Annotated in this window: 18 protein-coding genes and 2 rRNA genes; 8 read left to right on the forward strand and 12 right to left on the reverse strand. The window is 68.3% G+C overall.

Annotation, left to right across the window (positions count from 1 at the left end; all coding sequences use genetic code 11):
• Positions 1-241 precede the first annotated feature (241 nt).
• The 3 genes from M503_RS0108335 (at position 242) to M503_RS0108345 (ending at position 4,918) form a co-directional block, all read left to right on the forward strand.
• Positions 242-3,104 (forward strand): 23S ribosomal RNA (locus M503_RS0108335).
• Positions 3,105-3,229: 125 nt separating this feature from the next.
• Positions 3,230-3,343, forward strand: a 5S ribosomal RNA gene (gene rrf, locus M503_RS0108340).
• Between the two features lie 318 nt (positions 3,344-3,661).
• Positions 3,662-4,918 carry a dipeptidase gene (locus M503_RS0108345; protein WP_028920194.1) on the forward strand — a complete coding sequence of 419 codons (1,257 nt, stop codon included), beginning with the start codon at positions 3,662-3,664 and terminating at the stop codon, positions 4,916-4,918.
• Between the two features lie 87 nt (positions 4,919-5,005).
• Here the strand turns inward: M503_RS0108345 and M503_RS0108350 are convergent, their stop codons facing one another.
• Both M503_RS0108350 and M503_RS0108355 read right to left on the reverse strand, forming a co-directional pair.
• Positions 5,006-6,727, reverse strand: a complete 1,722-nt coding sequence (locus M503_RS0108350) for a M28 family metallopeptidase (protein WP_028920195.1) — start codon at positions 6,725-6,727, stop codon at positions 5,006-5,008.
• A gap of 52 nt (positions 6,728-6,779) precedes the next feature.
• Positions 6,780-7,445, reverse strand: a complete 666-nt coding sequence (locus M503_RS0108355) for a hypothetical protein (protein ID WP_037060933.1) — start codon at positions 7,443-7,445, stop codon at positions 6,780-6,782.
• 87 nt (positions 7,446-7,532) lie between these two features.
• On the opposite strand from M503_RS0108355, the gene M503_RS0108360 reads away from it, so the two are divergent.
• Positions 7,533-8,822 (forward strand): peptidoglycan DD-metalloendopeptidase family protein, encoded by a 1,290-nt coding sequence (locus M503_RS0108360; protein ID WP_155952004.1) that lies wholly within the window; start codon positions 7,533-7,535, stop codon positions 8,820-8,822.
• A gap of 98 nt (positions 8,823-8,920) precedes the next feature.
• On the forward strand, positions 8,921-10,417 hold the full coding sequence (locus tag M503_RS0108365) for a S41 family peptidase (protein ID WP_028920198.1): 1,497 nt from the start codon (positions 8,921-8,923) through the stop codon (positions 10,415-10,417).
• 93 nt (positions 10,418-10,510) lie between these two features.
• Here the strand turns inward: M503_RS0108365 and M503_RS0108370 are convergent, their stop codons facing one another.
• Together M503_RS0108370 and M503_RS0108375 are read right to left on the reverse strand one after the other, a co-directional pair.
• Positions 10,511-10,834, reverse strand: coding sequence for a DUF1820 family protein (locus M503_RS0108370; RefSeq protein ID WP_024869165.1), 324 nt, complete (start codon positions 10,832-10,834; stop codon positions 10,511-10,513).
• 66 nt (positions 10,835-10,900) lie between these two features.
• On the reverse strand, positions 10,901-11,593 hold the full coding sequence (locus tag M503_RS0108375) for a rhomboid family intramembrane serine protease (protein WP_024869166.1): 693 nt from the start codon (positions 11,591-11,593) through the stop codon (positions 10,901-10,903).
• 210 nt (positions 11,594-11,803) lie between these two features.
• Here M503_RS0108375 and M503_RS0108380 point away from each other — a divergent pair, with 210 nt between their 5' ends.
• Positions 11,804-13,174, forward strand: coding sequence for an outer membrane protein transport protein (locus M503_RS0108380; RefSeq protein WP_024869167.1), 1,371 nt, complete (start codon positions 11,804-11,806; stop codon positions 13,172-13,174).
• 107 nt (positions 13,175-13,281) lie between these two features.
• Here the strand turns inward: M503_RS0108380 and M503_RS0108385 are convergent, their stop codons facing one another.
• The 7 genes from M503_RS0108385 to M503_RS0108415 all read right to left on the reverse strand — a co-directional run bounded on the left by M503_RS0108385 (position 13,282) and on the right by M503_RS0108415 (position 18,858).
• The gene (locus M503_RS0108385; RefSeq protein WP_028920199.1) at positions 13,282-14,310 is read right to left on the reverse strand and encodes an SMP-30/gluconolactonase/LRE family protein; all 1,029 of its coding nucleotides are present in this window, start codon (positions 14,308-14,310) and stop codon (positions 13,282-13,284) included.
• A gap of 56 nt (positions 14,311-14,366) precedes the next feature.
• Positions 14,367-15,155 carry a M48 family metallopeptidase gene (locus M503_RS0108390; RefSeq protein WP_028920200.1) on the reverse strand — a complete coding sequence of 263 codons (789 nt, stop codon included), beginning with the start codon at positions 15,153-15,155 and terminating at the stop codon, positions 14,367-14,369.
• A 67-nt stretch (positions 15,156-15,222) separates the two neighbouring features.
• Entirely contained in the window at positions 15,223-15,603 is a 381-nt protein-coding gene (locus M503_RS0108395) for a hypothetical protein (protein WP_028920201.1), read from the reverse strand.
• A 91-nt stretch (positions 15,604-15,694) separates the two neighbouring features.
• Entirely contained in the window at positions 15,695-16,600 is a 906-nt protein-coding gene (locus M503_RS0108400) for a recombination-associated protein RdgC (protein WP_028920202.1), read from the reverse strand.
• An 86-nt stretch (positions 16,601-16,686) separates the two neighbouring features.
• Positions 16,687-17,595, reverse strand: coding sequence for a tRNA 2-thiocytidine(32) synthetase TtcA (gene ttcA, locus M503_RS0108405; RefSeq protein ID WP_028920203.1), 909 nt, complete (start codon positions 17,593-17,595; stop codon positions 16,687-16,689).
• Between the two features lie 82 nt (positions 17,596-17,677).
• Positions 17,678-18,280, reverse strand: a complete 603-nt coding sequence (locus M503_RS0108410) for a hypothetical protein (RefSeq protein ID WP_155952005.1) — start codon at positions 18,278-18,280, stop codon at positions 17,678-17,680.
• Positions 18,277-18,858, reverse strand: coding sequence for a hypothetical protein (locus tag M503_RS0108415; protein ID WP_028920205.1), 582 nt, complete (start codon positions 18,856-18,858; stop codon positions 18,277-18,279). The genes M503_RS0108410 and M503_RS0108415 overlap by 4 nt, the downstream gene beginning before the upstream one ends.
• 113 nt (positions 18,859-18,971) lie before the next feature.
• Between M503_RS0108415 and M503_RS0108420 the strand changes: the two genes are divergently transcribed.
• Positions 18,972-19,175, forward strand: a complete 204-nt coding sequence (locus M503_RS0108420; protein WP_028920206.1) for a YdcH family protein — start codon at positions 18,972-18,974, stop codon at positions 19,173-19,175.
• A 178-nt stretch (positions 19,176-19,353) separates the two neighbouring features.
• Positions 19,354-21,618, forward strand: coding sequence for a tetratricopeptide repeat protein (locus M503_RS16845; protein WP_051414415.1), 2,265 nt, complete (start codon positions 19,354-19,356; stop codon positions 21,616-21,618).
• Positions 21,619-21,651: 33 nt separating this feature from the next.
• Here the strand turns inward: M503_RS16845 and plsB are convergent, their stop codons facing one another.
• Complete coding sequence (plsB, locus tag M503_RS0108430; RefSeq protein ID WP_028920207.1) at positions 21,652-24,288, reverse strand: glycerol-3-phosphate 1-O-acyltransferase PlsB; 2,637 nt, start codon at positions 24,286-24,288, stop codon at positions 21,652-21,654.
• Positions 24,289-24,294 lie beyond the last annotated feature (6 nt).

Genomic DNA, 24,294 nt, shown 5'->3' on the forward strand with positions numbered 1-24,294 from the left:
AGTCCTCCCAGACCCACCAACTCTGGATGTAAGCGCACATACTTTTATACGGATCGGCGTTGAGGCCGGTGCGTGTTCTTTAATAACTTGTGATGTAGCGAGCGTTTGAGATGACTATCTCGACGTGTCGTTGAGGCTAAGGCGGGGATCGCAAGATCCCTAAAAATTGAGTCGTTGCAATTCGCGCCTGGGGATTTGTACCCCTGGGCACAGACGACCCCGAGGCGACTTGGGGTTATATGGTCAAGCGAATAAGCGCACACGGTGGATGCCTTGGCGGTCAGAGGCGATGAAGGACGTGACAGCCTGCGAAAAGCGTGGGGGAGCTGGCAATAAGCATTGATCCCGCGATGTCCGAATGGGGAAACCCACTGCTTCGGCAGTATCCTGCAGTGAATACATAGCTGCTGGAGGCGAACCCGGTGAACTGAAATATCTAAGTAACCGGAGGAAAAGAAATCAACCGAGATTCCCTAAGTAGTGACGAGCGAACGGGGACTAGCCCTTAAGCTGGCGTGGTTCTAGGAAAACAACCTGGAAAGGTTGGCCATAGAAGGTGACAGCCCTGTATTCGAAAGGGCCACATCAGTGAAGACGAGTAGGGCGGGGCACGTGAAACCCTGTCTGAACATGGGGGGACCATCCTCCAAGGCTAAATACTCCTGACCGACCGATAGTGAACCAGTACCGTGAGGGAAAGGCGAAAAGAACCCCGGAGAGGGGAGTGAAATAGACCCTGAAACCGTGTGCGTACAAGCAGTAGGAGCCCGCAAGGGTGACTGCGTACCTTTTGTATAATGGGTCAGCGACTTACAGTTCGTGGCAAGCTTAACCGTATAGGGGAGGCGAAGGGAAACCGAGTCTGAATAGGGCGCATAGTCGCGGGCTGTAGACCCGAAACCGGGTGATCTAGTCATGCCCAGGGTGAAGGTGCGGTAACACGCACTGGAGGCCCGAACCCACTCCCGTTGCAAAGGTAGGGGATGAGGTGTGATTAGGAGTGAAAAGCTAATCGAACCCGGAGATAGCTGGTTCTCCTCGAAAGCTATTTAGGTAGCGCCTCATATGTATCCTCTCGGGGGTAGAGCACTGTTATGGCTAGGGGGTCATCGCGACTTACCAAACCATTGCAAACTCCGAATACCGAGACGGACTGTATGGGAGACACACGGCGGGTGCTAACGTCCGTCGTGAAAAGGGAAACAACCCAGACCCACAGCTAAGGTCCCAAATTACCGCTAAGTGGGAAACGATGTGGAAAGGCACAGACAGCCAGGAGGTTGGCTTAGAAGCAGCCACCCTTTAAAGAAAGCGTAATAGCTCACTGGTCGAGTCGGTCTGCGCGGAAGATTTAACGGGGCTAAGCGGTAAACCGAAGCTTGGGGTGCACACTTCGGTGTGCGCGGTAGAGGAGCGTTCCGTAAGCCTGCGAAGGTGGATCGAGAGGTCTGCTGGAGGTATCGGAAGTGCGAATGCTGACATGAGTAACGATAATGCGGGTGAAAAGCCCGCACGCCGAAAGCCCAAGGTTTCCTTGCGCAACGTTAATCGGCGCAGGGTGAGTCGGCCCCTAAGGCGAGGGCGAAAGCCGTAGTCGATGGGAAGCAGGTTAATATTCCTGCACCTCGCGTGAGTGCGATGGAGGGACGGAGAAGGTTAGGCAGGCCGGGCGTTGGTTGTCCCGGTGAGAGAGTTGAGGCGGTGCCCTTAGGCAAATCCGGGGGCGCAACGTTGAGACTAAGGACCAGCCCTATAGGGCGAGGCTGCTGATATCACGCTTCCAGGAAAAGCTCCTAAGCTTCAGCTCACGAAGACCGTACCGAAAACCGACACAGGTGGGTAGGATGAGAATTCTCAGGCGCTTGAGAGAACTCGGGTGAAGGAACTAGGCAAAATAGCACCGTAACTTCGGGAGAAGGTGCGCCTCTTCTGGTTCATAGCTGGGGGAGGCCGAAGTAACCAGGCCGCTGCGACTGTTTATCAAAAACACAGCACTCTGCAAACACGAAAGTGGACGTATAGGGTGTGACGCCTGCCCGGTGCCGGAAGGTTAATTGATGGGGTCAGCCGCAAGGCGAAGCTCTTGATCGAAGCCCCGGTAAACGGCGGCCGTAACTATAACGGTCCTAAGGTAGCGAAATTCCTTGTCGGGTAAGTTCCGACCTGCACGAATGGCGTAACGACAGCGGCGCTGTCTCCACCCGAGACTCAGTGAAATTGAAATCGCTGTGAAGATGCAGCGTTCCCGTGGCAAGACGGAAAGACCCCGTGAACCTTTACTATAGCTTTACACTGAACGTTGAGTTCGTCTGTGTAGGATAGGTGGGAGGCTATGAAGTGTCGGCGCCAGCTGGCATGGAGCCATCCTTGAAATACCACCCTGATGTGCTTGACGTTCTAACCTGGGCCCGTAATCCGGGTCGGGGACCGTGTATGGTGGGTAGTTTGACTGGGGCGGTCTCCTCCTAAAGAGTAACGGAGGAGCTCGAAGGTACGCTCAGCGCGGTCGGACATCGCGCACTGTGTGCAAAGGCATAAGCGTGCTTGACTGCAAGATCGACGGATCAAGCAGGTACGAAAGTAGGACTTAGTGATCCGGTGGTTCTGTATGGAAGGGCCATCGCTCAACGGATAAAAGGTACTCCGGGGATAACAGGCTGATACCGCCCAAGAGTTCATATCGACGGCGGTGTTTGGCACCTCGATGTCGGCTCATCACATCCTGGGGCTGTAGTCGGTCCCAAGGGTATGGCTGTTCGCCATTTAAAGTGGTACGCGAGCTGGGTTCAGAACGTCGTGAGACAGTTCGGTCCCTATCTGCCATGGGCGTTGGAGATTTGAGAGGGGCTGCTCCTAGTACGAGAGGACCGGAGTGGACGAACCTCTGGTGTTCCGGTTGTCACGCCAGTGGCATTGCCGGGTAGCTATGTTCGGAAGCGATAACCGCTGAAAGCATCTAAGCGGGAAGCGCGCCTCAAGATGAGATCTCCCGGGACACAAGTCCCCTGAAGGAACCATCAAGACCAGGTGGTTGATAGGCTGGGTGTGTAAGCGCAGTAATGCGTTGAGCTAACCAGTACTAATGATCCGTGCGGCTTGACCATATAACCTCAAGTGGCCTTGGACTCGACGACAACGTCGATAGCCATCCGCCGCTCCCTACATCACAAGTCCCTATGCGAGACGGTGCGGTACCTGTCACAGGCCACCTGCACGCTCCAACCGTCTCCCTGGTGAAATTAGCGTTGTGGAACCACCCGATCCCATCCCGAACTCGGAAGTGAAACGCAACAGCGCCGATGGTAGTGTGGGCTTCCCATGCGAGAGTAGGTCATCGCCAGGGTCTTTACCCGGAACCCCCAGCCAATGGCTGGGGGTTCTTTCTTTGCGCGAAAGAAAGACGCGCAACGGCCTGGAACAGCACGCAGAGGCCGAGGTGCGCAGGCTTCAACACGGTCTGCCGCCCGCCAGCATCACCGCAGACGAACCGCAGCTGAGCAACCACACGCGAAGCGCGTGCTGTACTAGCGCCGGCAACAAGACTGCAGGACGGCGCGGATCTTCGGGGAAAACCCGCAACGAAGCTGCACCCAGGCCCTTCGCACTATCCCCGCCCCGGAAAATGTCCAACAATCGACGGTCCGTTCGATGGGGGTAATGCATGAAAACTGCCGTACGCGTCCTGGCCTGCTGCGTGGCGCTGGCCTGTGCCGTCCCGGGTCTGGCCACCGAAGTGAGCGAACAGGCCAAGGCGCTGCATGAGCGCCTGCTGGTCCTGGACACCCACCTGGATACGCCGGCGAACCTGCCGCGCCCCGGCTGGAACGTCCTCGACGACCACACCGCCGAGCGCGACTTCTCGCAGGTCGACCTGCCGCGCATGCGCGAGGGCGGCCTGGATGGCGGCTTCTGGGCGATCTACACCGGCCAGGGCGACCGTTCGCCGGAAGCCAACCTCGCCGCACGCGACCACGGCCTGGTCCGCCTGGCCGCGATCCGCGAGATGGTCGCGGCGAACCCGCAGCAGTTCGAGCTGGCGCTGACCGCCGACGACGCGCAACGCATCGCCGCGGCCGGCAAGCGCGTGGTCTACATCAGCATGGAGAACGCCACGCCGCTGGCCACCGATCCGAGCCTGCTGACCGCGTACTACCGCCTCGGCCTGCGCATGCTGGGCATCACCCACCTGCGCAACAACGAATTCGGCGACTCGGCCAACACTCCGCCGGAATGGAACGGGCTGAGCCCGGCCGGCAAGGCGCTGGTCGCCGAGGCCAACCGCCTGGGCATCGTGCTCGACGCTTCGCACGCCAGCGACCTGGTGTTCGACGACCTGCTGGAGCTGTCGCGCGCGCCGATCGTGCTCTCGCACAGCGGGGCCGACGCGATCTACGAACATCCGCGCAACATCGACGACGAACGCCTGCGCAAGCTCGCGGCGAAGGGAGGCGTCATCCAGGTCAACGCCTACGGCGGATACCTGAAGGACACCAGCACCACGCCGGAGCGCAGCAAGGCGCTGGAGGCGCTGGAGGAGAAGTACGGCGACCAGGAGCACATGGATGCGGCCACCGTCGCCCGCTTCCTGGCCGAGCGCGACGCGATCGACGCGCGCTACCCGCCGGTGCGCGCCGACTTCGACGACTTCCTCAAGCACCTGCTGCACATCATCGAAGTGGCCGGTCCGGAGCACGTCGGCATCGGTGCCGACTGGGACGGCGGCGGTGGCGTCGACGGCATGGAGGACATCACCGACCTGCCGCGGATCACCCAGGCCCTGCTCGATGCCGGCTACAGCGAACAGCAGATCGCCGGCATCTGGGGCGGCAACGTGCTGCGGGTGCTGCGCGAGACCGAACGGGTCGCGGCCTCCCTCGACGGCGGCGCGAAGAAGGACGTCCCGGCGCACGCGCACTGAGGTCGCTGCGCTGCCAGCAACCGCCCAGGAAAAAGGGCCGGCGCCTCGCGGCGACCGGCCCTTTCCTTTTCTAAAGCCCGGGGATGGTTACGGCGTGGCCGCAGCCGGCGCCTTGTCCGCCATCATCCTGTCGCGGGCCGCCTTGAACGCATTGCCTTCGCGCCAGTTCGGCCAGCGGTCGCCGGCGGCCAGGTCGCGGCCCACGCCGTACAGCGCGGTGAGGTCCTCGACGATGCCGTCATAGCGCCAGCCCTCGTGGATCTCGTCGCTGGGCTGGTGGTAGCGCTTGGCGTACTCGGCGCTGGCCGCCTTGCCGGCGGCGGTGCCGCCTTCGACGAGGTCGCTGCCGCCACTGGCGTACAGCGCCGGAACGCCGGCCTTGGCGAAGTTGAAGTGGTCGCTGCGGAAGTAGTAGCCGGCGGCGGTATTGCCTTCCTCCTTCAGCACGCGGCCCTGCTGGTCGGCGTGGACCTTCAGCATGTCGTCCAGCTCGGAGCTGCCCAGGCCGGTGACCACAAGGTCCTTCGAGCGACCGGCGACGCTCATCGCGTCGAGGTTGATCACGCCGGCGATCTTGTCCAGCGGGAAGGTCGGGTGGGCGACGTAGTACTTGGAACCGAGCAGGCCCGATTCCTCCAGCGTCACCGCCACGAACACCACCGAACGCTCCGGCTTCGGTTCCTGTTTGGCGAAGGCCTCGGCGATCTCGAGGATGCCGGCCACGCCGGTCGCGTTGTCGACCGCGCCGTTGTAGATCTGGTCGCCTTCGCCCTCGTGCTTGCCCAGGTGGTCCCAATGGGCCATGTACAGCACCGCTTCGTCGGCGCGGCCGGCGCCCGGCAGCACGCCGATCACGTTGCGCGAGGTCTTGCGCGCGGTGCTGCTGGCCAGGTCGACCGAAAGCGTGGCGTTGAGCGGCACCGGCTTGAAGCCCGGCTTGTTGGCCTGCTTGTAGGCGTCCTCGAGCGAGATGCCCGCGCCGGCGAACAGCTTGCGCGCGGCATCGGCGGTCAGCCAGCCCTGCACGGGGATGCGCGGCTCCGGATCGTCGCTGGCCGGCAGGTCGTACTGCGCGCCGGACCAGGAGTTCTTCACCACGTCCCAGCCGTAGCTGGCGCCGGCGTCGTCGTGCACGATCAGCGCGGCCTTGGCGCCGCGGCGCGCGGCCTCCTCGAACTTGTAGGTCCAGCGGCCGTAGTAGGTCATCTTCTTGCCGTCGAACAGCTTCGGGTCGTCGACGTGGAAGCCCGGATCGTTGACGAACATGACCACGGTCTTGCCGGTCCAGTCCTCGTCGCCGTAGTCGTCCCAGCCGCGCTCCGGCGCCTTCACGCCGTAACCGACGAACACGACCGGACTGTCCTTGACGCTGACCAGCGATTCGCCGGTGCGGGTGCCGACCACCATGTCGGTGCCGAAGCCCAGTTCCACCGGCTCGCCGCCGATGGTCAGGACCAGCTTCGTGTTGGGATCGGCCGTGGTTTCCACCATCGGCACTTCCTGGAAGAAGCTGTCGCCGTTGCCCGGCTGCAGGCCGATCCGCTGCATCTGCGCGCGCAGGTATTCGACCGTGCGGTCCTCGCCGACCGAGCCGGGGCCGCGGCCCTCGAACTCGTCCGAGGCGAGCCTGCCGACCAGCTCGGCGAAATCACCGGCGTCGATCGCGGGCTGGAACTCGTGGTTGCTGGCCGGCAGCGAGGTGCTGGCCGCTTCGGACGCGGCCGCGGCGGCGGGCGCGTCGGCTTCCTTCTTGCAGCCGGACAGCGCGATTGCGCCGGCTGCAAGGCCGATCAGGATCTTGCGGGACATCGGGACTCCGTAGTTGACGGCGGACGTCCCGATTCTAGCCAAGCCCCGCCGCTCAGTCCTTGGGCGCGGTATCGGTTTCGAACTGGATGGGCTCGGCGCCGTTCACCTCGCCGATGCGGGCGGTGCGGTGCACGTACAGGGTGACCTCGCGGCCGAACTCCAGCTTGCCCTCGACCACCGCGTCGGGGCCGATCACCACGCGCGGCTTGCGCCGGGTGGTGTTGAACCAGCCCTGCGGGCGCTCGATCACGATGCCACCGCGCACGTGCGAGCCGATGCCCACGGTGACGTCGCCGTTCACCGTCTCGATGCCGCCGCTGAGCTGGGTGCGGACCAGGCCGATGCCGCCGTTCACGGTCTCGATGCCGCCGCCGATGACGCTGCCCTGGTCGACGAACACGCTGCCGTTCACGGTTTCGATGCCCTTGGCGACCTGCACGTTGCGGCCGACGCGGATCCCGCCGTTGACGGTTTCCAGGCTGCGGACGATGGCGCCGTCGCCGACCGTGATGCTGCCGTTGACGGTGGAGGCGTCGTCGGCGCGGGTGTTCCCGGCGATGCGCACGGCACCGTTCACCGTTTCCAGGTCGCCGTAGGTGTTGCCGGCGGTGGTTTCGATGCTGCCGTTGACCTTGCTGATGTCGTCCGCCGCGGTCGCCGCCAGCGGGCAGGCCAGGGCCAGCGCCAGGGCAAGGCGGGTGAAGGTACGTTCGATCATGGCGGGCGCCTGTTTCCGGGACCAGACAGCATACGATCACCGTTGGCTACAATCCGCCACTGTCTGAAGTCATTGGGATGACCGGGCGTGCCCCCATGCCGTGAGCACCAGCCGCGCTGGCCTGCCGTTCCTGGCGGATTCCGGGCGCGGGCGGCGCTGGCCCTGGGGCTGGCCGCCGGGCTGGGCCTGGCACTGCCGGCCGATGCCCCGGCGCAGTCGCAGAAGGCCACCGAGCAGCAGCTGCGCAAGGCCCGCGCCGAGCTGGAACAGATCGCCCGCGAACGCCGCAAGCTGGAAAGCCAGCGGGGCGAGGCCGCGCGCAAACTGCGCGAGGCCGAGGAGCGGCTGGGCCGCTCCAGCCGCGCCCTGGCCGAGACCGAGGCTGAACTGCGCAGCCAGCGTGAAGCCCTGGCAGGCCTGGAACAGCAACGCCGGACCCTGCAGGCCGACCTGGGCAAGCGCCGCGAGCGCCTGGCCACCCTGCTGCGCAGCGCCTACACCCAGGGCGCGCAGGCGCCGCTGAAGCTGCTACTGGCCCAGGACCGGATCACCGATGCGCAGCGGGCGATGGCGTACTACCGCTACGCGCAGCGCAGCCAGACCACCGAGGTCCGCGAACTGACCGCCGCGCTGGAAGCGCTGGCGGCCAACGAGGCGGAAATCGCCGCGCGCACGCAGGAACTGGAAGCGCTGCAGGCGCGCCAGCAGGAAGAGCTGGCCGCGATCCGCCGCGACCGCGGCGCGCGCGCCTCGCTGGTGGGCGAGCTGGAGCAGCGTTACGGCGACCGCGAGGCGCGCGAGAAGGCGCTGGGCCAGGACGTGAAATCGCTCGAGACCCTGCTCGCCAACCTGCGCGCGGCCGCTGCCCGCGCCGCTGCCGAGCGCCGTGCCGCCGCCGCCCGCGAGGCGCAGGAAAAGCGCGACGCGGCCAGGGCGGGGACGACCTCGCCAGGCAAGGTCCCGCCGAAGGTGGCCTCGGCCGCGCCGCCACCGAAGGTCGGCGGTCTCGGCTGGCCGGCCACCGGCGAACTGCTGGCGCGTTACGGCGGCCGCCTTCCGGATGGACGTACCAGCAACGGCGTGCTGATCGGCGCCGCGCTCGGCAGCCCGGTCACCGCCGTGGCCGACGGCACGGTGGTGTTTTCCGAGTGGATGACCGGCTACGGCCTGATCCTGATCATCGACCACGGCAACGGCTACATGAGCCTGTACGCGCACAACGAAAGCCTGCTGCGCGACGCCGGCGCGCGTGTGCGCCGCGGCGAGGCGGTGGCGAAGGTCGGCAATTCCGGCGGCCACGGCCGCCCGGCGTTGTACTTCGAGCTGCGCCGCAACGGCCAGCCGGTGGACCCCTCGACCTGGCTGCAGCGGCGCTGAAGCAGGCGCCGCGCGGGGCCGGCCGGGTTCAAGCGGCATTCGGCCGGCCTTGACGCATAATCGGGACGAACGCGCCTCGAGCGCTACCGGAGTCCTGCATGCGTCGTCTTCCGCTCCTGCTGTCGCCGGCCCTGGCGCTGGCCCTGCTGCCGGCCGCGTCCGTCCTCGCCCAGCAGCCGGCGCCTGGACAGCCTCCGGTGTCGGTGGAAGACCCGGCGCGGGCGCCGGCGGACGAGGCCGCGCCGGGCGACGACGCGCCTGGGGACGCCGCCTCCGGTGAAGCGCCGGCGGGCGAGCCGCCCGCCACGGCTCCGGCCGAGGCCCCGGTCCCGGCCAGCGACGATCCCGATGCCAACGAATCCGCCGCCGCGGCCAGCTCGCGCGTGCCGCTGGCGGAGATCCGCCGCTACGTGGCGGTCTACAACGCGGTCAAGGAAGCCTACGTCGACCCGGTCGAGGACCGCGAGTTGATGCAGTCGGCGATCCGCGGCCTGCTGATGGACCTGGATCCGCACAGCGCCTACCTCGACAAGGCCGCCGCCGAATCCTTCGACGAGCAGACCAGCGGCGCCTACGACGGCATCGGCGTGGAACTGCAGCAGCAGCAGGACAACACCCTCAAGGTGATCGCCCCGATCGACGACACCCCGGCCGCGCGCGCCGGCATCCTCGCCGGCGACACCATCATCGCCATCGACGGCAAGCCGATCGCCGAAGTCGAGGGCATGGAACCGCTGCGCGGCGCGCCCGGCAGCAAGGTCACCATCACCCTGGTGCGCGAAGGCCGCGACAAGCCGTTCGACGTGACCCTGCAGCGCGAGACCATCAAGGTCACCAGCGTGCGCAGCCGCATGCTCGAACCGGGCTACGGCTACGTCCGCATCAGCACCTTCCAGGCCGACACCGGCGCCGATTTCCAGAAGCACGTCGACCAGCTGCAGGCCAAGGCCGGCGGCAACCTGCGCGGCCTGGTGCTGGACCTGCGCAGCAACCCGGGCGGACTGCTGACCGCCGCGGTACAGGTGGCCGACGACCTGCTCGACCGCGGCGGCATCGTCAGTACGCGCGGCCGCATCCCGATCAGCGACACCCGCTTCGACGCCACCCCGGGCGACCGCCTCAAGGGCGCGCCGGTAGTGGTGCTGGTCGACGCGGGCTCGGCGAGCGCGGCCGAAGTGCTGGCCGGCGCCCTGCGCGACAACGAACGCGCGCGCATCGTCGGCAGCCGCACCTTCGGCAAGGGCTCGGTGCAGACCCTGCTGCCGCTGGACAACGGCGATTCGGTGAAGCTGACCACCGCGCGCTATTACACGCCCAGCGGCCGCTCGATCCAGGCCAGCGGCATCGTCCCGGACACCGAGCTGTCGCCGGATCCGGCGCTGGTGCAGGCGCCCGACATGCCGGCGAGCATCGCCAGCATCAGCGAGGCCCGGCTGCCGGGCCACCTGCGCGGCGACGACGAGGACGCGGCCGACTACCGGCCCGGCCTGCCGCTGCCCGGCGACCAGCCGATCACCGCCGCGCTGGCGGAACTGAAGAAGCTCGCCAGGGGCGCGCCGGTGGCGGCGTCGAAGGCGGGCGCGCAGGCGCACTGAGCCGGGGACAGCCGGCGCCGCGGTCGTGACGCGGGGCGGGGAGGGATTCGCTGGTCGGGCGGTGATGAACGCCGTCGCGGTGAGCGACCGGCCTCAGCGCGGCGGCTTGGCCGGCAGCGGGAACGGGGTGACCACCTTCTCGCCGGTGGCCGCGTCGCGGATCGCCGACTGGCCTTTCCGCTCCACTTCCTCGACCCGGACGATGCTCTGCATCGGCAGGTGCAGCATCTTCGTGTTGCCGAACTCGTCGCGCAGCCGCTCCTCGGTGGGGTCGACCACCAGGCCTTCGTGCACGTCGAACACCAGCTCGCCGACCTCGGTGAACCCCCACAGCGAACTGCCGGCCACGTGCCGGGCGTAGAGCTCGTACACCTTGCCGTGGTTGAGGAAGGTCACCTTGTACAGCGGCTTGGCCATGGGCGCGATGATCTCCGGAGGGGACGCAAAGATGGGGCGCGGCCGCCCCGAATCCAAGGGCCGGCCTCAGTAGCCGCGCTGCCGCCGCAGGCGCCGGGCGATGCCCGCGCGCACCGCCAGGGCGAACACCACCCCGAACAGGAAGCCGGCCACGTGGGCCGCCCAGGCCACCGCGCCGAAGGCCGGGCCGATGTAGGCGAACAGCACCTGCAGGGCCGCCCAGATCCCGATCAGCAGGAACGCCGGCGCGCGCACGAACTCCAGGAACAGCCCCAGCGGCAGCACCACCCCCAGCCGGGCCGACGGGAACAGCGCCAGATAGGCGCCGATCACCGCCGAAACCGCGCCACTGGCGCCGATCACCACCTGGTCCGGGTTGCCGATGGCCATGACCGCGGCCAGGTTGGCCACCGCCCCGCCAAGCAGGAACAGCAGCAGGAAGCGCCAGGCCCCCATGGTCCGCTCGGCCGGCAGGCCGAAGATCAGCAGGAACACCAGGTTGCCCAGCAGGTGGGCCCAGTCGGCGTGCAGGAACAGGGCGGTGAACAGGCGCGAGACGCTGCCGTCCTGCAGCGCCGCCAGCCAGGCGACCCCGCCGCCGAGGCCCCGTCCCAGGGCTCCCCAGGCCAGCCAGAGGGCGTGCCGGGCCTCGTCCGGGCGGCCCAGCGACCACAGGAAGGCCAGCCACAGGGCGGCGAACAGCAGGGGGGTGGCCCAGCGCGGCGAGGGTTTGCGTCGTGACGGCAGCGATACAAACATGCCGTCAATATCGCCGATCAGCGGCAAGCTTGTCCGCTGCAGTGCGGCAACTTTTACTGCACTGCAGCGTTATTTCCAAGTTAAAAGCATGGTTATATTCCAGTACGGCGTCGTATGTCGGGGGGAAGGGCTCCGATGATGGGGGTCCGGAAGGGCGATCCGCCGACGCTGGTGACAACAACAAACACGTACCCGGAGAGAGAGCGCAACATGCATTACGCCCACAGCTTCACCCGCTTTTCCGTGCTGGCCCTCGGCATCGCCGGTGCGCTGGCATGCGGCCACGCCCACGCCGCCGCCTTCCAGCTGAAGGAGAACAGCGCCAAGGGCCTGGGCCGCGCGTTCGCCGGCTCCACCAGCGCCCCCGGCGACGCCTCGGTCGTGGCCACCAACCCCGCCTCGATGCGCCTGCTCGACGGCCGCCAGCTGCAGGCCGACCTGAGCGCGATCAGCTTCTCGGCCGAGTTCGAGAAGTTCGGCGCCCGCCACGTCGGCCCGACCGGCCCCGGCACCGGCACCCCGGTCACCGGCGGCAACGGCGGCGATGCCGGCATGATCGCCCCGGTCCCGGCGGCGTACTTCCACGTGCCGTTCGGCGCCGAGGACAACATGCACTTCGGCCTGTCGGTGACCGCCCCGTTCGGCTTCAAGACCGAATACGACAGCGACTGGGTCGGTCGCTACCACGGCATCAAGACCGACCTGAAGGCGGTCGACTTGGGCGCCGCGTTCTCGTACGACGTCAATCCGTACGTCTCCTTCGGCGCCAGCGTGTTCGTCGAGCACCTGACCATCGAGCTGAGCAGCGCGATCGACTTCGGTACCGCGATCTACGCCCAGCCGGGCGGCGCGCAGCTGGGCTTCCGCCCGGGCAACGCCGACGGCACGATGACCATCGAAGGCGACAACAACGCCTGGGGCTTCGTGGTGGGCACGACCGTGACCCCGGTCGAAGGCACCAACCTGGCCTTCACCTACCGCTCCAAGGTCGAGCACAAGATCACCGGCGGCAAGGCCAACTTCGACGTCCCGGCCAATGCCGCGGCCGTGCTGGGCCTGGTCGCCCCGGGCCAGTACGTCGACACCAGCGGTCGCGCCACCCTGACCCTGCCGGCGGTGTTCAACTTCAGCATCACCCATGCGCTCAACGACCGCTGGATGGTGATGGCCGACCTGTCGCGCACCGCGTGGAGCCCGTCGTTCGACCAGGTGACCGTCGACTTCGCCTCCAACCAGCCGGATGCCGTGCTGGAGTTCAACTACAACGACACCACCTTCGGCTCGATCGGTACCGAGTACAAGCTGTCCGACACGGTGACCCTGCGTGCCGGCGTGGCCTACGACGAGACCCCGACCAGCTACGCGCACCGCGACATCCGCGTCCCGGACGTGACCCGCAAGTGGCTGTCGTTCGGCCTCGGCTGGACCCCGTCGGAGAAGGTCGAATACAACTTCGGCTATACCCACCTGTTCACCAACGACCCGGCGGTGAACCTGGTGTCGCCGACCGGCAGCACGCTGCAGGGCCGTTACGACGTCGGTGGCGACATCCTGGCGGCTTCGATCAACTACAAGTTCTGATCGGGTCCCACGCGTCGCACACGGAAAAGCCCCGCTTCGGCGGGGCTTTTTCTTTGGGCGCCGGCTGCATCCGCCGCGCATGCCGCGCGTGCGTGACGGATGCGTCCTCAGTACGGCAGGCCGGCCACGTCCAGCCCGATCGACCACACCGAACCGGCGCCGGTGAGGTAGAGCGTGCGCCGGTCCTCGCCGCCGAAGGTGGCATTGGTGAGGTTGGCGTCCACCGCGATCGTCGCCAGCGCCTCGCCCTGCGGCGAGACCACGCGCACGCGCCGGCGCGTGTGCTCGGTGAGGTAGATGTTGCCGAGGCAGTCCACGGCCAGGCCGTCGGGGATCACCGCGTCGCTGACCAGGTCGCGATGGCTGCCATCTGGCCTGCCGTCCACCAGCGGATACGCGCGCAGTACGCCATTCTCTTCGCCGCCGGCCGCGTACAGGGTGCGGCCGTCGGGCGACAGGGCGATGCCGTTGGGGTTGCGCAGCGTGTCGTCGACCACCGAGACCACGCCGTCGGTGCCGACGCGGTAGACGCGGGTACGCTCCTGCCCGCCCGGCGCGGCCGCGCGCTGGAAATCCGGATCGGTGAACCAGATCGTGCCGTCGGCGCTGGCGACCAGGTCGTTGGGCGAGTTGAACGGCTGGCCTTCGAACTCGCCGACGATGCGGATGCGCGAACCGTCGACCAGGTCGAAGCGGGAGATTTCCTTGCGGTCGTGGGTGGCGGCGAGCAGCGCGCCGTCGTCGCCCAGGGCCAGGCCATTGCTGCCGCTGGGATCGATCGCCGTCTCCAGGCGGCCGTCGGCGGTGAGCCGGCGGATCTTCGAGGGGAAGCCCTCGTCGAAGGTGAAGTCGGAGAAGTACAGCGCGCCGCCGGTCCACACCGGGCCTTCGTACAGGCCCTTGCTGCCATCGCCGTCGGCGGCGGCGATGCGGGTGGCGACCAGGTCGCCGCGTGGCGCGGTGCCGGGTTCGGCCGGGCAGGACGGATGGATGCCGGACGTCGTGGCGGTGGTAGCCGGCGCTTCCGGGGCCGCAGGGGCATCCGGGGCGGCGGGTTCCTCGGGCGCGCCCTTGCAGGCGCACAGCAGGAGGGTGGCAAGCGCGGCGGACAGCACGGTGCGAGACGACGGCGTCATCAGGGGCTCCCGGTATGGACCGGGCCATCCTAGCGCGCCGCGCGCGGCCGGGCGGATCAGCCGACCAGCAGGGTCCGCAGGGTCGCCTTGAGGCGGCGGCCTTCGCGGTGGAAGTAGGCGCGCTCGTCGCGCCAGTCCGGGAAGCGGGCCTCGACCTCGGCCCAGAACGCCGGCGAGTGGTTGGCCTGCAGCAGGTGGCACAGCTCGTGCACCAGCACGTACTCGAAGGCCGGAGGCCGGGCCAGGACCAGCGCCAGGTCCAGGGCGAGGCTGCCGTCCGGGGCCAGCGAACCCCATTGCGAGGACATCACCTTCAAGCGCAGCTGGCGCGGCGCGCGCGGCAGCCCGGCCAGGTAACGCGGCAACCAGCGGCCGACGTCGGCGCGCGCCTCGGCCTCGTAGAACGCGCGCAGCGCACGGCGCAGGCTGGCGTCGGTCGTGCGTGCGGTGAGCTGGACATGGATGCCGGCCTCATCGCGGGCGATGCGCAGGCACCGGCCCTGGCTCCAGTGCACAGGGACCTCGCCGCCACGCAGCGGTAGCAAGGCGGTTTCGCAGGGCACCAGGGCGACCGCGCTGCCGTCCTCCGGCAGGTGGCGATCCAGCTGCATCGCCAGCCAGTCGCGGTGTTCGTGCAGGAAGCGGTCGCCGGACACCAGGCTGGCGCGCACCGGCAGGGTCAGGCGCGCACCGCGTTCGTCCACGCTCAGGCGCAGCCGGCGTGCGCGCGGATCGCGCACGCGCTGCACCTCGATGCGGCGGCCGTCGTCGAGCTCGAGTTCCAGCGTGTCGCGCTGCACGCGTTGCGGCGTGCGGGCGAACAGTCGGGAGAGCGGCGACGGCATGCGCAGATTCTAGGCGCAAAGCGCCTTCGCGCCGTGCTTTGGCGCGGACTGGCCGTGCCGGCCAGGCTTAACGATTCCGGGAGGGCTGCTGCGGCGCCGGATGCGCGGCGACCTTCGGGAACATGTGCGAGAACCGCAGCGCATTCCGGTCGGGGATCGGTGGCGCCGAGGCGCCGACCGGATGCTCGCGGAGGGCGGCTTCGCGATGCCAGAGGCCCAGCAGGCGCTCGCACTGCTCGGCCAGGCCTTCCGGATAGCGCGTCCGGGCGAACGCCTCGTCGTCGCAGCGCGCGATGAACTGGCGACCGGAGTGGGTGACGATCGGGGGCGAGTACAGCGCCGGGATGACATGGACCGACCCGTCGGCCGCGGGCGACTGTGGTTCCGAGCCGTGCGCGGGCGATGCGAAAGCGGCGGCGAGCACGACGGACAGCGACAGCGTCTTCATCGGGGTGCCTCCCTGGCAGGGTGTGGCCCAGCCTAGTCCCCGCCCGCGGTGGCAGCAAGCAAGACCGTTCCCGGCGAACGGCCTTGCGTATTCAGCTCTCGGCCCTGCTCAGCTTCAGCGCCGACTCCAGCACCAGGAACAGGCGGCGCACCTCGCCGGCGAGCAGCGCGAAGCGCGCGTCCAGCTCCTGGCGCAGGTCGTCGCGCTCGGTGCTTTCCAGCTGGTCGACCGCGCCCTCGAGGAACTTCAGCTTGCGCACGCCCAGGTCCTCGCCGAGGACGAAGGAGACGTGGTCGTCGAGGTTCAGCGCCAGCCTGGTCACCTGCTTGCCAGACTCCAGGTGCTTGGCGATCTCGTCGCTGATCAGCTCCTGGTTCTGCGCCTTCACCACCGCGCCGCCATCCATCGCGTCCTTCAGCTCGCATTCCTCGCCCAGCGACAGGCCTTCCGGCAGCGGCTCGCCGGCGATCCAGCCGGTCAGCACGCTGCGCGGCGCCACTTCCGCATTCGGCGGGATCGCCGGGAAGCTGCCCATCGCGCGGCGGATTTCCGAAGCGACCGCTTCGGCGGTCTTGCGCGAGGAGGTGTCGACGGCGAGGAAGCCGTGCTCCAGGTCCAGCAGCGCGTCGGTGCGCGAGCTCTTCACGAAGGCGCGCGGCAGCAGCTCGTGCAGCAGGTCGTCCTTGAGCCGCTTGCGCGCCTTGCCGCCGAGCTTGCGGCCTTCCTTCTCCTCGATCTCGGCGACCTTCTGCGCCAGCAGGTCGTTGACCACCGAGCCGGGCAGGAGCTTGTTCTCGCTGCCCACGGCCAGCCAGATGGAATTGCCGATGCGGTGCGACAGCGCCTCGTCGCCGCGGCCGAACGGGGAGATGAAGCCGCTGGAGGACAGTTCCAGCGGGCCGACCGGCTTGAGCGCGGCTTCCGGGAGCAGTTCGTCGAGCTGGGAGAAATCGTGGGCGGTGGGAAAGCGGAAGAAGGTCAGGTTGCGGAAGAACATTCGGGATCCAGGATCGGAAGCGGGGCAGGCGCCGGACGGCGCCGTGCATCAGGGCAGGAAGCGGTCGCAGGGTTCGCGACGCGCGCTCAGGCGGATGTGGGCGGCTCGTCCTCGTGCGGCGTGCCGGCCAGCCAGGCGTGGGCATCGGCGCGCGCGGCGCCTTCGCGGTGGCCCAGGCCGAGGAAGTCGAACAGCTTCGGGTCGGCCAGCTGCGAGGGGCGGATGTCGCCCAGCGCCCGGGCGATCGTCTCGATGCGGCCGGGCGACTCGCGCTCCCACTGCCGCAGCATCAGCCCGACCTGCTTGCGCTGCAGGTTCTCCTGGCTGCCGCACAGGTTGCAGGGGATGATCGGGAACTGGCGCGCGGCCGCGTACTCGACGATGTCCGCCTCGCGCACGTAGGCCAGCGGCCGGATCACCACGTGGCGGCCGTCGTCGGACAGCAGCTTCGGCGGCATGCCCGACAGCTTGGCGTGGTGGAACAGGTTGAGGAAGAAGGTGGCGACCATGTCGTCGCGGTGATGGCCCAGCGCGATCTTGGTGAAGCCGTGCTCGGCCGCGTACGCGTACAGCGCGCCGCGGCGCATGCGCGAGCACAGCGAGCACATGGTCTTGCCTTCCGGCACCACCCGGCTGACCACCGAGTAGGTGTCCTGCTCGATGATGTGGAACGGCACGCCGATCGAGGACAGGTAGTCCGGCAGCACGTGCTCGGGGAAGCCCGGCTGCTTCTGGTCCAGGTTCACCGCCACCAGCTCGAACGGTACCGGCGCCTTGCGCTGCAGCTGCAGCAGGACGTCGAGCATGGTGTAGCTGTCCTTGCCCCCGGACAGGCAGACCATGACCTTGTCGCCGGCCTCGATCATGCCGAAGTCGGCGATCGCCTGGCCGACCTGGCGGCGCAGGCGCTTGGCCAGCTTGCTCTGTTCGCGGTGGGCCACGCGCGGGTCGGCGCGGCGGGAAGAAGGTTCGGGCAGGGGAAGGACGGCTGGCATGGCCGCTATTGTACCGGCGCGGCTCCCGGCCACCGGCCGGCCACGCCGGGCTCCGTGCCCGGCGTGGATGCAATGGCGCCGGTCAGGGCTCGTACCAGGTGTAGAGGTGGGCCAGCGAGGCGTAGTCGCCACCCCGCCTGGACAGGAAGGTGTTGCCGGGCAGTGGATTGACCATGCGCACGCCGTCCTGCTCGCCGGGCAGCGGCTGCATGATGTCGATCTTGCCTTCGTCCCCGGCCAGCTCCTGCCCGGGCAGGCTGCCGTCATGCAGCGCGACCAGCATCCGCTCCAGCTCCGCGTTGTTGGAGCGCAGGGCCCCGGTGAGCAGGCTGCAGTCGTCGGCGACCCAGATGCCGGCGTGCTTCAGTGCCGCGGTGGCCGGGGTCCAGTTCGTCTGGCGCGCCTCCTTCAGGCGGAAGTCGTGCCGCCACTGTTCCTTGAGGGCCTTCTTGCGCGCGGCGCGGTCGCCGGCGTTGGCCTTCGCGATCAGGTCCTGGGTCGGGCCGGCGGCGAACCGCTCGTTCTCGGCCTTGACCAGGGCGTCGATGTCGTCCTGGGTCTTGGGTTCGATGCGCACCTGGTCCGATGCCACGACCAGCCGGTCGGTGCGCACGGGCCGGGTCTCCCAGCGCCGGTCGGCCCCCTCGATGGCGGCGGAGTAGACGTCGATCTTCAGCGACGTCACCACCGTCGAGAAGTCCGGGTGATGCTGGAACTGGCCGTCAGGACGCGCCGTTCGGACTTGCGGTCGACGACGTCGTCGACGTCCTGCTTTGGGCCCAGCGTCGCGACCTTCGGTTGCGACGCCGGCCCGCCGATGCCGGCGAGCAGGCCCGCGCCCACGGCCTGCGCCAACTGGTCGCCGACCGGCAAGGGACAACCGGCTTCGCGCAGCAGGTTGTGGGCGGGCTCGACCCTGGCTTCCGCCTCGACCTCGGCCGCCTTGGCGGCGAGCGCCGCGCCCAGCAGCCCGCCGACGGCGCCGGCGGCCATTGCCTGCCCCATCGAGATTCCCGGCACTGTCGCCAGGGTGTTGTCGATGGTGGTCTGCACCAGCGACTGCCGCCATCCCGGGTCGATGCCCGAGTTGCCGTAGGGCAGCTGGGTACGCAGCTCGTCGTCGAGCAGCACCACATGCGTTGGCATGCCCTGCAGCCGGTCACGGTGCGTCTGGTAGAAGCCCACCGTGTCGGCGGCGTGGGCATTGGAACAGGCATACAGGAGCACCAGCGCCGCGAGCGGGCGCCTGGCAGCAGGCTTCATGGTTTTCCCCGGGTAAAGAGTCGTCGCGGGCCGCTGCCCGCCTGCCGACTCTAGCCGCCCGCCTGCCCGCGCCGCCATGACCCCGGTCACGGCTTGCGCGGTATGCTTGGCGGGTGGAAACCACCTCCCTGTCAGGACTCGCCCAACGACTGGCCGAACTGCGCCGTGAGCACCGCGAACTGGACGCGGAGATCGAGCGCTGCGCGGCCAACGCCGCCGACGACCTGCTGGTGAAGCGGCTGAAGAAGCGCAAGCTGCAGCTCAAGGATTGCATCGCGCGGCTGGAGAGCATGCTGATCCCCGACCAGCCGGCCTGACGGCCCGGTCGCCGCCGGACCTGGGTCGTGGACTGCCGCACGGCCCGGTCATCCATGCCCGTCGCAGGGTCTTGCGGTATCGGCACGCCGCCTTCGGTCCTGTCAAGTCCGGCCTGGGAGTGTCTTTGCCCGCGCTTCCTGCCTTCAACTGTGGTGGGGACATTCCACAGGGGACGGCATGCACAACCAGGAGCGTTTGGCGGCCGCGCGCCGGTCGCGTCGGGAGCAATCAGCGGGAGGGACCGTTCTTGGCCTCGCGATGACGGAAGCGATCCGCCTCGTGGGCATCGTTCTGGTGCTGCTGGCGTGCCTGCAATCAGCGGCGCACGCCGCGCCGAACGACGTCAACGCGCTCGCCGCCGCACATCGCGCCTTTCTGGACGGCTTTCCGAAGGACCGCACCGCCGTGCAGGAGCTGGCGCTTGCCGGCAACGGATTCGCCGCGATGATGACGCAACGGACCTGGCAGAACGACAGCTACGGTCCGGTCAGCGAAGCCGAGGCCACGCGCTGGCGCGACCAGGCGGTGGCCGACGACGTGCCGGCGCGCCTGCTGGCCCTTGCCGGGCAGGGCAACGCTACCGCGATGGCATGGCTGGGAAGCATGCATCGCTACGCCTTGGCTGGCGCCAGCACGGACGTGGAGCAGGCGGCTGCCTGGTACCGGAAGGGGGCTGAGAAGGGCAGTTCGTTCGCCCAGCGCCTGTTTGCCGCAATGCTGTGGGAAGGCACGGGCGTGGAAAAGGACCCGGTTGCGGCCCTCCGTTGGAACCGCAAGGCTGCCGACAAGGGTGACCGCTTCGCCCAGTACGCGGTCGGCCTTGCCTACGAGCTGGGCGAGGGGGTGGCCAAGGATCCGGCACAGGCGATTGCGTGGTACCGCAAGGCCGCGGCCCAGGACGACGAAAGTTCGATCGGCAGGCTCGCCTGGATCTACGGAAAGGGTGAGGGCGTCGGCGTGGACCTCGACCAGTCGGTCTTCTGGTACCGCAAGCTTGCCGAGATGGGTAACGCGAAAGGCCAGTACAACCTGGCCGTGAAGTACTGGAACGGCACCGGGGTGGCGCAGGACCGCAGCCACGCGCTGTACTGGTTCCGCAAGGCGGCCGACCAGGGTGACGAGGATGCGCTATTCGCGGTCGGCGTGGTGGAGTATGGGGCCGACAACTACTGTCACGCGATCGACGCCTGGGAGCAGGCGGCGGTGGCGATGAAAACGGGCAAGGCCCACGCCAGCCTGGCCGAGCTGTACAGCCACCTGGGCAACCAGGTGCTGGCCCGCGACCACGCGCAGCGGGCCGCCGCAAAGGGCGGGCTCGAGCCGGGGACGGCGGAGACGGTCGGCAAGATCGTCGCGTCCACCACGCACCTGCGACACGTCGATGTCGCCCCGCTGGCATGGAGCGCTTCCGGGGAAACGGCGGCGGCACGCTATCAAACGGTCGTGGCCGCGTTGGACGGGAAGGCGTATGTGTTGACCCACGATGGTGGCCACGCCAGCTATTCGAGCTACCACTCCTGCGGTCCGGGCAAGGACCTGCTGATCGAATCCGGCTCGGTCGGCGAGTATGGAATGAACCTGCGGATGCTCTACCGGTTCGACCGTGCGCTCGGCCGCTACAGGGCGTTCCCGAAATCCTGGGCCTCCGGGGCGCACCCGGAGAGCCAGTTCACCTTGGGCAGCAACGGCCAGCTCGTCTTCAACAGCGTGGAGTTCGACCGGAAGGGACGCCGCCGCGTCAGCACGCTTGGCACTGAGCAAGTACTCGTCCAGGACGGCCGCAGGGTGCGCGTGACGACCGACACCGGCCTGTTCACAACCAAACTGGAACACCGGCATGCCGAGCTGGTCCCAGCTGCCAACGCCAAGGGCCTTGCGCGCCAGCGAATGGACCAGGCACGGGCCCAGCTCGCGCAGGTGCAGCGCGAACGGCAACTCGAGCAGCAGAGTAAGGGAGAAGGCGGCGGCTTCATGCGCGCCCTGGTCGGCGCGACGGTGGGCGCTTCAATGATGGCGGCCGGCGGTGGCAGCAACGAACAGGTGCTCGGCGGGGCGCTGAAGGGGGCCCAGGTGTTCAACCCGGACAGCGCGGCGGCGGCATCGCTGGGCTCCACGGCCGATGTCCTGTTCGGTGCCAGTAGCACGTCGTTGCCTTCCACGTTGGCGGGCGCTGGCACGCAGACGGGCTATCCGACCCGGCCCAGCCTCGCTACCGGCGCCTGCGCCGGGTTTACCGAGGGCAATTACCGACAGAAGGCCCTGACCGGCGGTCCGGACCAGCAGCTGTACGCCTTGTGCGGCCAAGCCTTCGAGTACTACACCATGTATAAGCGCGCCATCGCACAGGGCTACAGCGAGGCCGACGCAAATCGCACGTATGCCGCGCATGAGCAGTCGGCGCGGGTGGCGCAGGGCTTTCTGCGCAGCCATGGCGCCGACTGATCTGCCGAGCGACGGCCGCGCCGCGCGCGCCCGTCACTCGGCAGGCGCTGCCGCCTCGGTTTCCGGCCGCGCCGCCTCGGGGCTGACGCGCTCGATGGTGTGGCGCAGCTCGCGGCCGAGGATCATCTTCGCGTCCTTGGCCCACACGTCCAGGCGTTCGTCGAACAGCAGCTTGCTGTTCTGGTCCGGCCACACCAGCCTCATCTCGCGCAGCTTCTGGATGAAGCCGCGGAACAGGCTCCTGTCGAAGAACTCCGGCGCGGCCTCGGCGTAGAGCAGGCTCAGCCGCTGCGCGGCCAGCTGGCACAGGCTTTCCAGCTCGGCGGCGCCGAGCGTGCCGGGGCCGTTCTTCACCAGCACCGAGATGGCGATGTAGTAGCGCTCGAACGCCTGCTGCAGGGTGTGGCCGATCGCGCGCAGGCGGAACACCTCGTCGCTCTGGCCCTGTTTGCGCTGCAGGATGCCGTCTTCCTCGTCGTTGACCTGCTGCAGCAGGCCCTCGCGCACGAACACGTCGGTGATCCGCTCCAGGCGCCCGCCGAACTCCTCCTCGGTCCACGGCAGGAACAGCTCGGCCTGCAGGAACGGGTACACGGTGCGGCCCAGCCGCACCAGGGTGCGCCGGCTCATCCGCCGGTTGTGCTGGAAGCACACCGCGATCCACGACGAGGCGGTGAACAGGTGGGCGACGTTGTTGCGGAAGTACGACAGCAGCACCGCGGTGTCGTCGTCCACGCTCAGCACGTCGCCCAGCGGGTGCGGGATGCGCCGCAGCACGCCGATCTCCTCGCCGTGGGCGACGATCTCCTCGGGCGTGTGCGGGGTGACGGTGAAGCGCGCCGAGTACGGGATTTCCGACAGCAGGGTCTTGGACAGGGCGATCTGCGCCAGCAGGTCGGCCTCGCCCATCGCGTGCTTGGGCGTGGACAGGATCGCCAGCGCCAGCAGGTTGATCGGGTTGACGTCGGCGGCGCTGTTGACGTGCACCTGGATCTTCTGCGCCAGTGCGTCGACGGTTTCGGCCAGCCAGCCCGGCTTCTCGTCCTCCGGCAGCGGGCGGCCGTCCCAGGACGGCGCGCGCTCGGCCAGCACCTTGCCCAGCTCGATCGGCTCGCCGAAGTTCACCACCACCTGGCCGTAGTTGCTGCGCAGCACCTTGGGGATGCCCCACAGCAGCGACCAGATCGACTCCTTCTCCTTGGGCTTGCCCGACAGCTCGTCCAGGTAGCTGTTGCCCTCCATCAGCTTCTCGTAGCCGATGTAGACCGGCTGGAACAGCACCGGGCGGGTCGGCTGGCGCAGGTAGGCGCGCACGGTCATCGCGATCATGCCGCCCTTGGGCTGCAGCAGCCGGCCGGTGCGCGAGCGCCCGCCCTCGATGAAGTACTCCAGCGAGTAGCCGCCGGACACCAGCTGCGCCACGTACTCGGTGAACACCGCCGAGTACAGCGGGTTGCCGCGGAAGCTGCGGCGCATGAAGAACGCACCGCCCTTGCGCAGGATGGTGCCGACCACCGGCAGGTTGAGGTTGATGCCGGCGGCGATGTGCGGCGGCACGATGCCGCGTTCGTACAACAGGTACGACAGCAGCAGGTAGTCCATGTGGCTGCGGTGGCAGGGCACGTAGACCACTTCGTGGCCGGGCGCGACCTCCTTCAGGCGGTCCAGGTGGTGGACCAGCACGCCGCGGTAGATCTTGTTCCACACCGGAGTGAGGATGAAGCTGGCCGAACGCACCACCGGGTGCGAGTAGTCGGCGGCGATTTCCCAGGCGTAGGCGTGGGCCTTCTTCCAGGCCTCGGCCGGGCGGGTGCCGTCGCGCCTGGCCTGGTCGGCGATCGCCTCGCGCACGGTGTCGGCGGCCAGCACCTTGTCGACCAGCAGGCGCCGGGTCGACAGGTCCGGGCCGATGACCGCGGCGCGGATCCGGCGGAAGTGCGCGCGCAGCACGCGCTGCAGCTTGCGCACGGTGCGCTCGGGCGACAGGCCCTCGTCCACGCTCTCGCGCAGGGAGATCGGCTCGGCGAAGCGGACCAGGGTGTCGCGGCCGTTGATCAGGATCGCCAGCAGCCGGCGGAAGCGGCCGACCAGCGCCCAGTTCTCGGAGAACAGCACCGAGAACCAGCCGCTCTGCCGCTCCGGCGCGCGGCCGACGAAGATCGACACCGGCACCAGGCGCACGTCCAGCGCCGGGTCGGCGCGGTGCGCCTGCAGCAGGCGGGCCATCGAATCGGAATGGGTGCGCCTGGCCGGGCGCTGGTCCGGGATCAGCGGCGCGGCGTTGCGGCGCGACAGCGCCACGTAGGCGCGCTTGCGCCCGGTCGGGTCGCGCGGCAGCGGCACCAGCGGCGAAGGCAGGCCGGCCTCGCGGCAGGCCTTGTCCAGGATCAGCGCGTTGGACAGGCCGTAGCTCTCGAGCACGTAGCAGACCGGGCGCGGGTCGCCGGTGTGCTCGCCCAGGTCGGCCGGCTCCAGCTTCAGGTCCAGCCAGGGACTGGCCAGCCAGCCCATGAAGCGGGCCCACAGCGGGCGCCGCGCCGGGGGCGTCGGGCGCTGCGCGGGCGGCGTCGGCACCACGGACTCGGCGCCGGCGGGGGTCTTGGCCGCCCCGCTGTCCGCGGACGGATTGCCCTGGGACTCGGGGAACGGCAGGGGATTCTGTTCTGGCATGGCGGG

This window comes from Pseudoxanthomonas suwonensis J47, from assembly GCF_000513955.1.
In the GTDB taxonomy this organism is placed as follows: domain Bacteria; phylum Pseudomonadota; class Gammaproteobacteria; order Xanthomonadales; family Xanthomonadaceae; genus Pseudoxanthomonas; species Pseudoxanthomonas suwonensis_C.

Excerpts from the sequence above, each read along its gene's own strand:
- M503_RS0108345 (WP_028920194.1), top strand. The coding sequence starts at position 3,662 with ATGAAAACTGCCGTACGCGTCCTGGCCTGCTGCGTGGCGCTGGCCTGT.
- M503_RS0108350 (WP_028920195.1), bottom strand. The coding sequence starts at position 6,727 with ATGTCCCGCAAGATCCTGATCGGCCTTGCAGCCGGCGCAATCGCGCTG.
- M503_RS0108355 (WP_037060933.1), bottom strand. The coding sequence starts at position 7,445 with ATGATCGAACGTACCTTCACCCGCCTTGCCCTGGCGCTGGCCCTGGCC.
- M503_RS0108365 (WP_028920198.1), top strand. The coding sequence starts at position 8,921 with ATGCGTCGTCTTCCGCTCCTGCTGTCGCCGGCCCTGGCGCTGGCCCTG.
- M503_RS0108370 (WP_024869165.1), bottom strand. The coding sequence starts at position 10,834 with ATGGCCAAGCCGCTGTACAAGGTGACCTTCCTCAACCACGGCAAGGTG.
- M503_RS0108375 (WP_024869166.1), bottom strand. The coding sequence starts at position 11,593 with ATGTTTGTATCGCTGCCGTCACGACGCAAACCCTCGCCGCGCTGGGCC.
- M503_RS0108380 (WP_024869167.1), top strand. The coding sequence starts at position 11,804 with ATGCATTACGCCCACAGCTTCACCCGCTTTTCCGTGCTGGCCCTCGGC.
- M503_RS0108385 (WP_028920199.1), bottom strand. The coding sequence starts at position 14,310 with ATGACGCCGTCGTCTCGCACCGTGCTGTCCGCCGCGCTTGCCACCCTC.
- M503_RS0108390 (WP_028920200.1), bottom strand. The coding sequence starts at position 15,155 with ATGCCGTCGCCGCTCTCCCGACTGTTCGCCCGCACGCCGCAACGCGTG.
- M503_RS0108395 (WP_028920201.1), bottom strand. The coding sequence starts at position 15,603 with ATGAAGACGCTGTCGCTGTCCGTCGTGCTCGCCGCCGCTTTCGCATCG.
- M503_RS0108400 (WP_028920202.1), bottom strand. The coding sequence starts at position 16,600 with ATGTTCTTCCGCAACCTGACCTTCTTCCGCTTTCCCACCGCCCACGAT.
- ttcA (WP_028920203.1), bottom strand. The coding sequence starts at position 17,595 with ATGCCAGCCGTCCTTCCCCTGCCCGAACCTTCTTCCCGCCGCGCCGAC.
- M503_RS0108415 (WP_028920205.1), bottom strand. The coding sequence starts at position 18,858 with ATGAAGCCTGCTGCCAGGCGCCCGCTCGCGGCGCTGGTGCTCCTGTAT.
- M503_RS16845 (WP_051414415.1), top strand. The coding sequence starts at position 19,354 with ATGCACAACCAGGAGCGTTTGGCGGCCGCGCGCCGGTCGCGTCGGGAG.
- plsB (WP_028920207.1), bottom strand. The coding sequence starts at position 24,288 with ATGCCAGAACAGAATCCCCTGCCGTTCCCCGAGTCCCAGGGCAATCCG.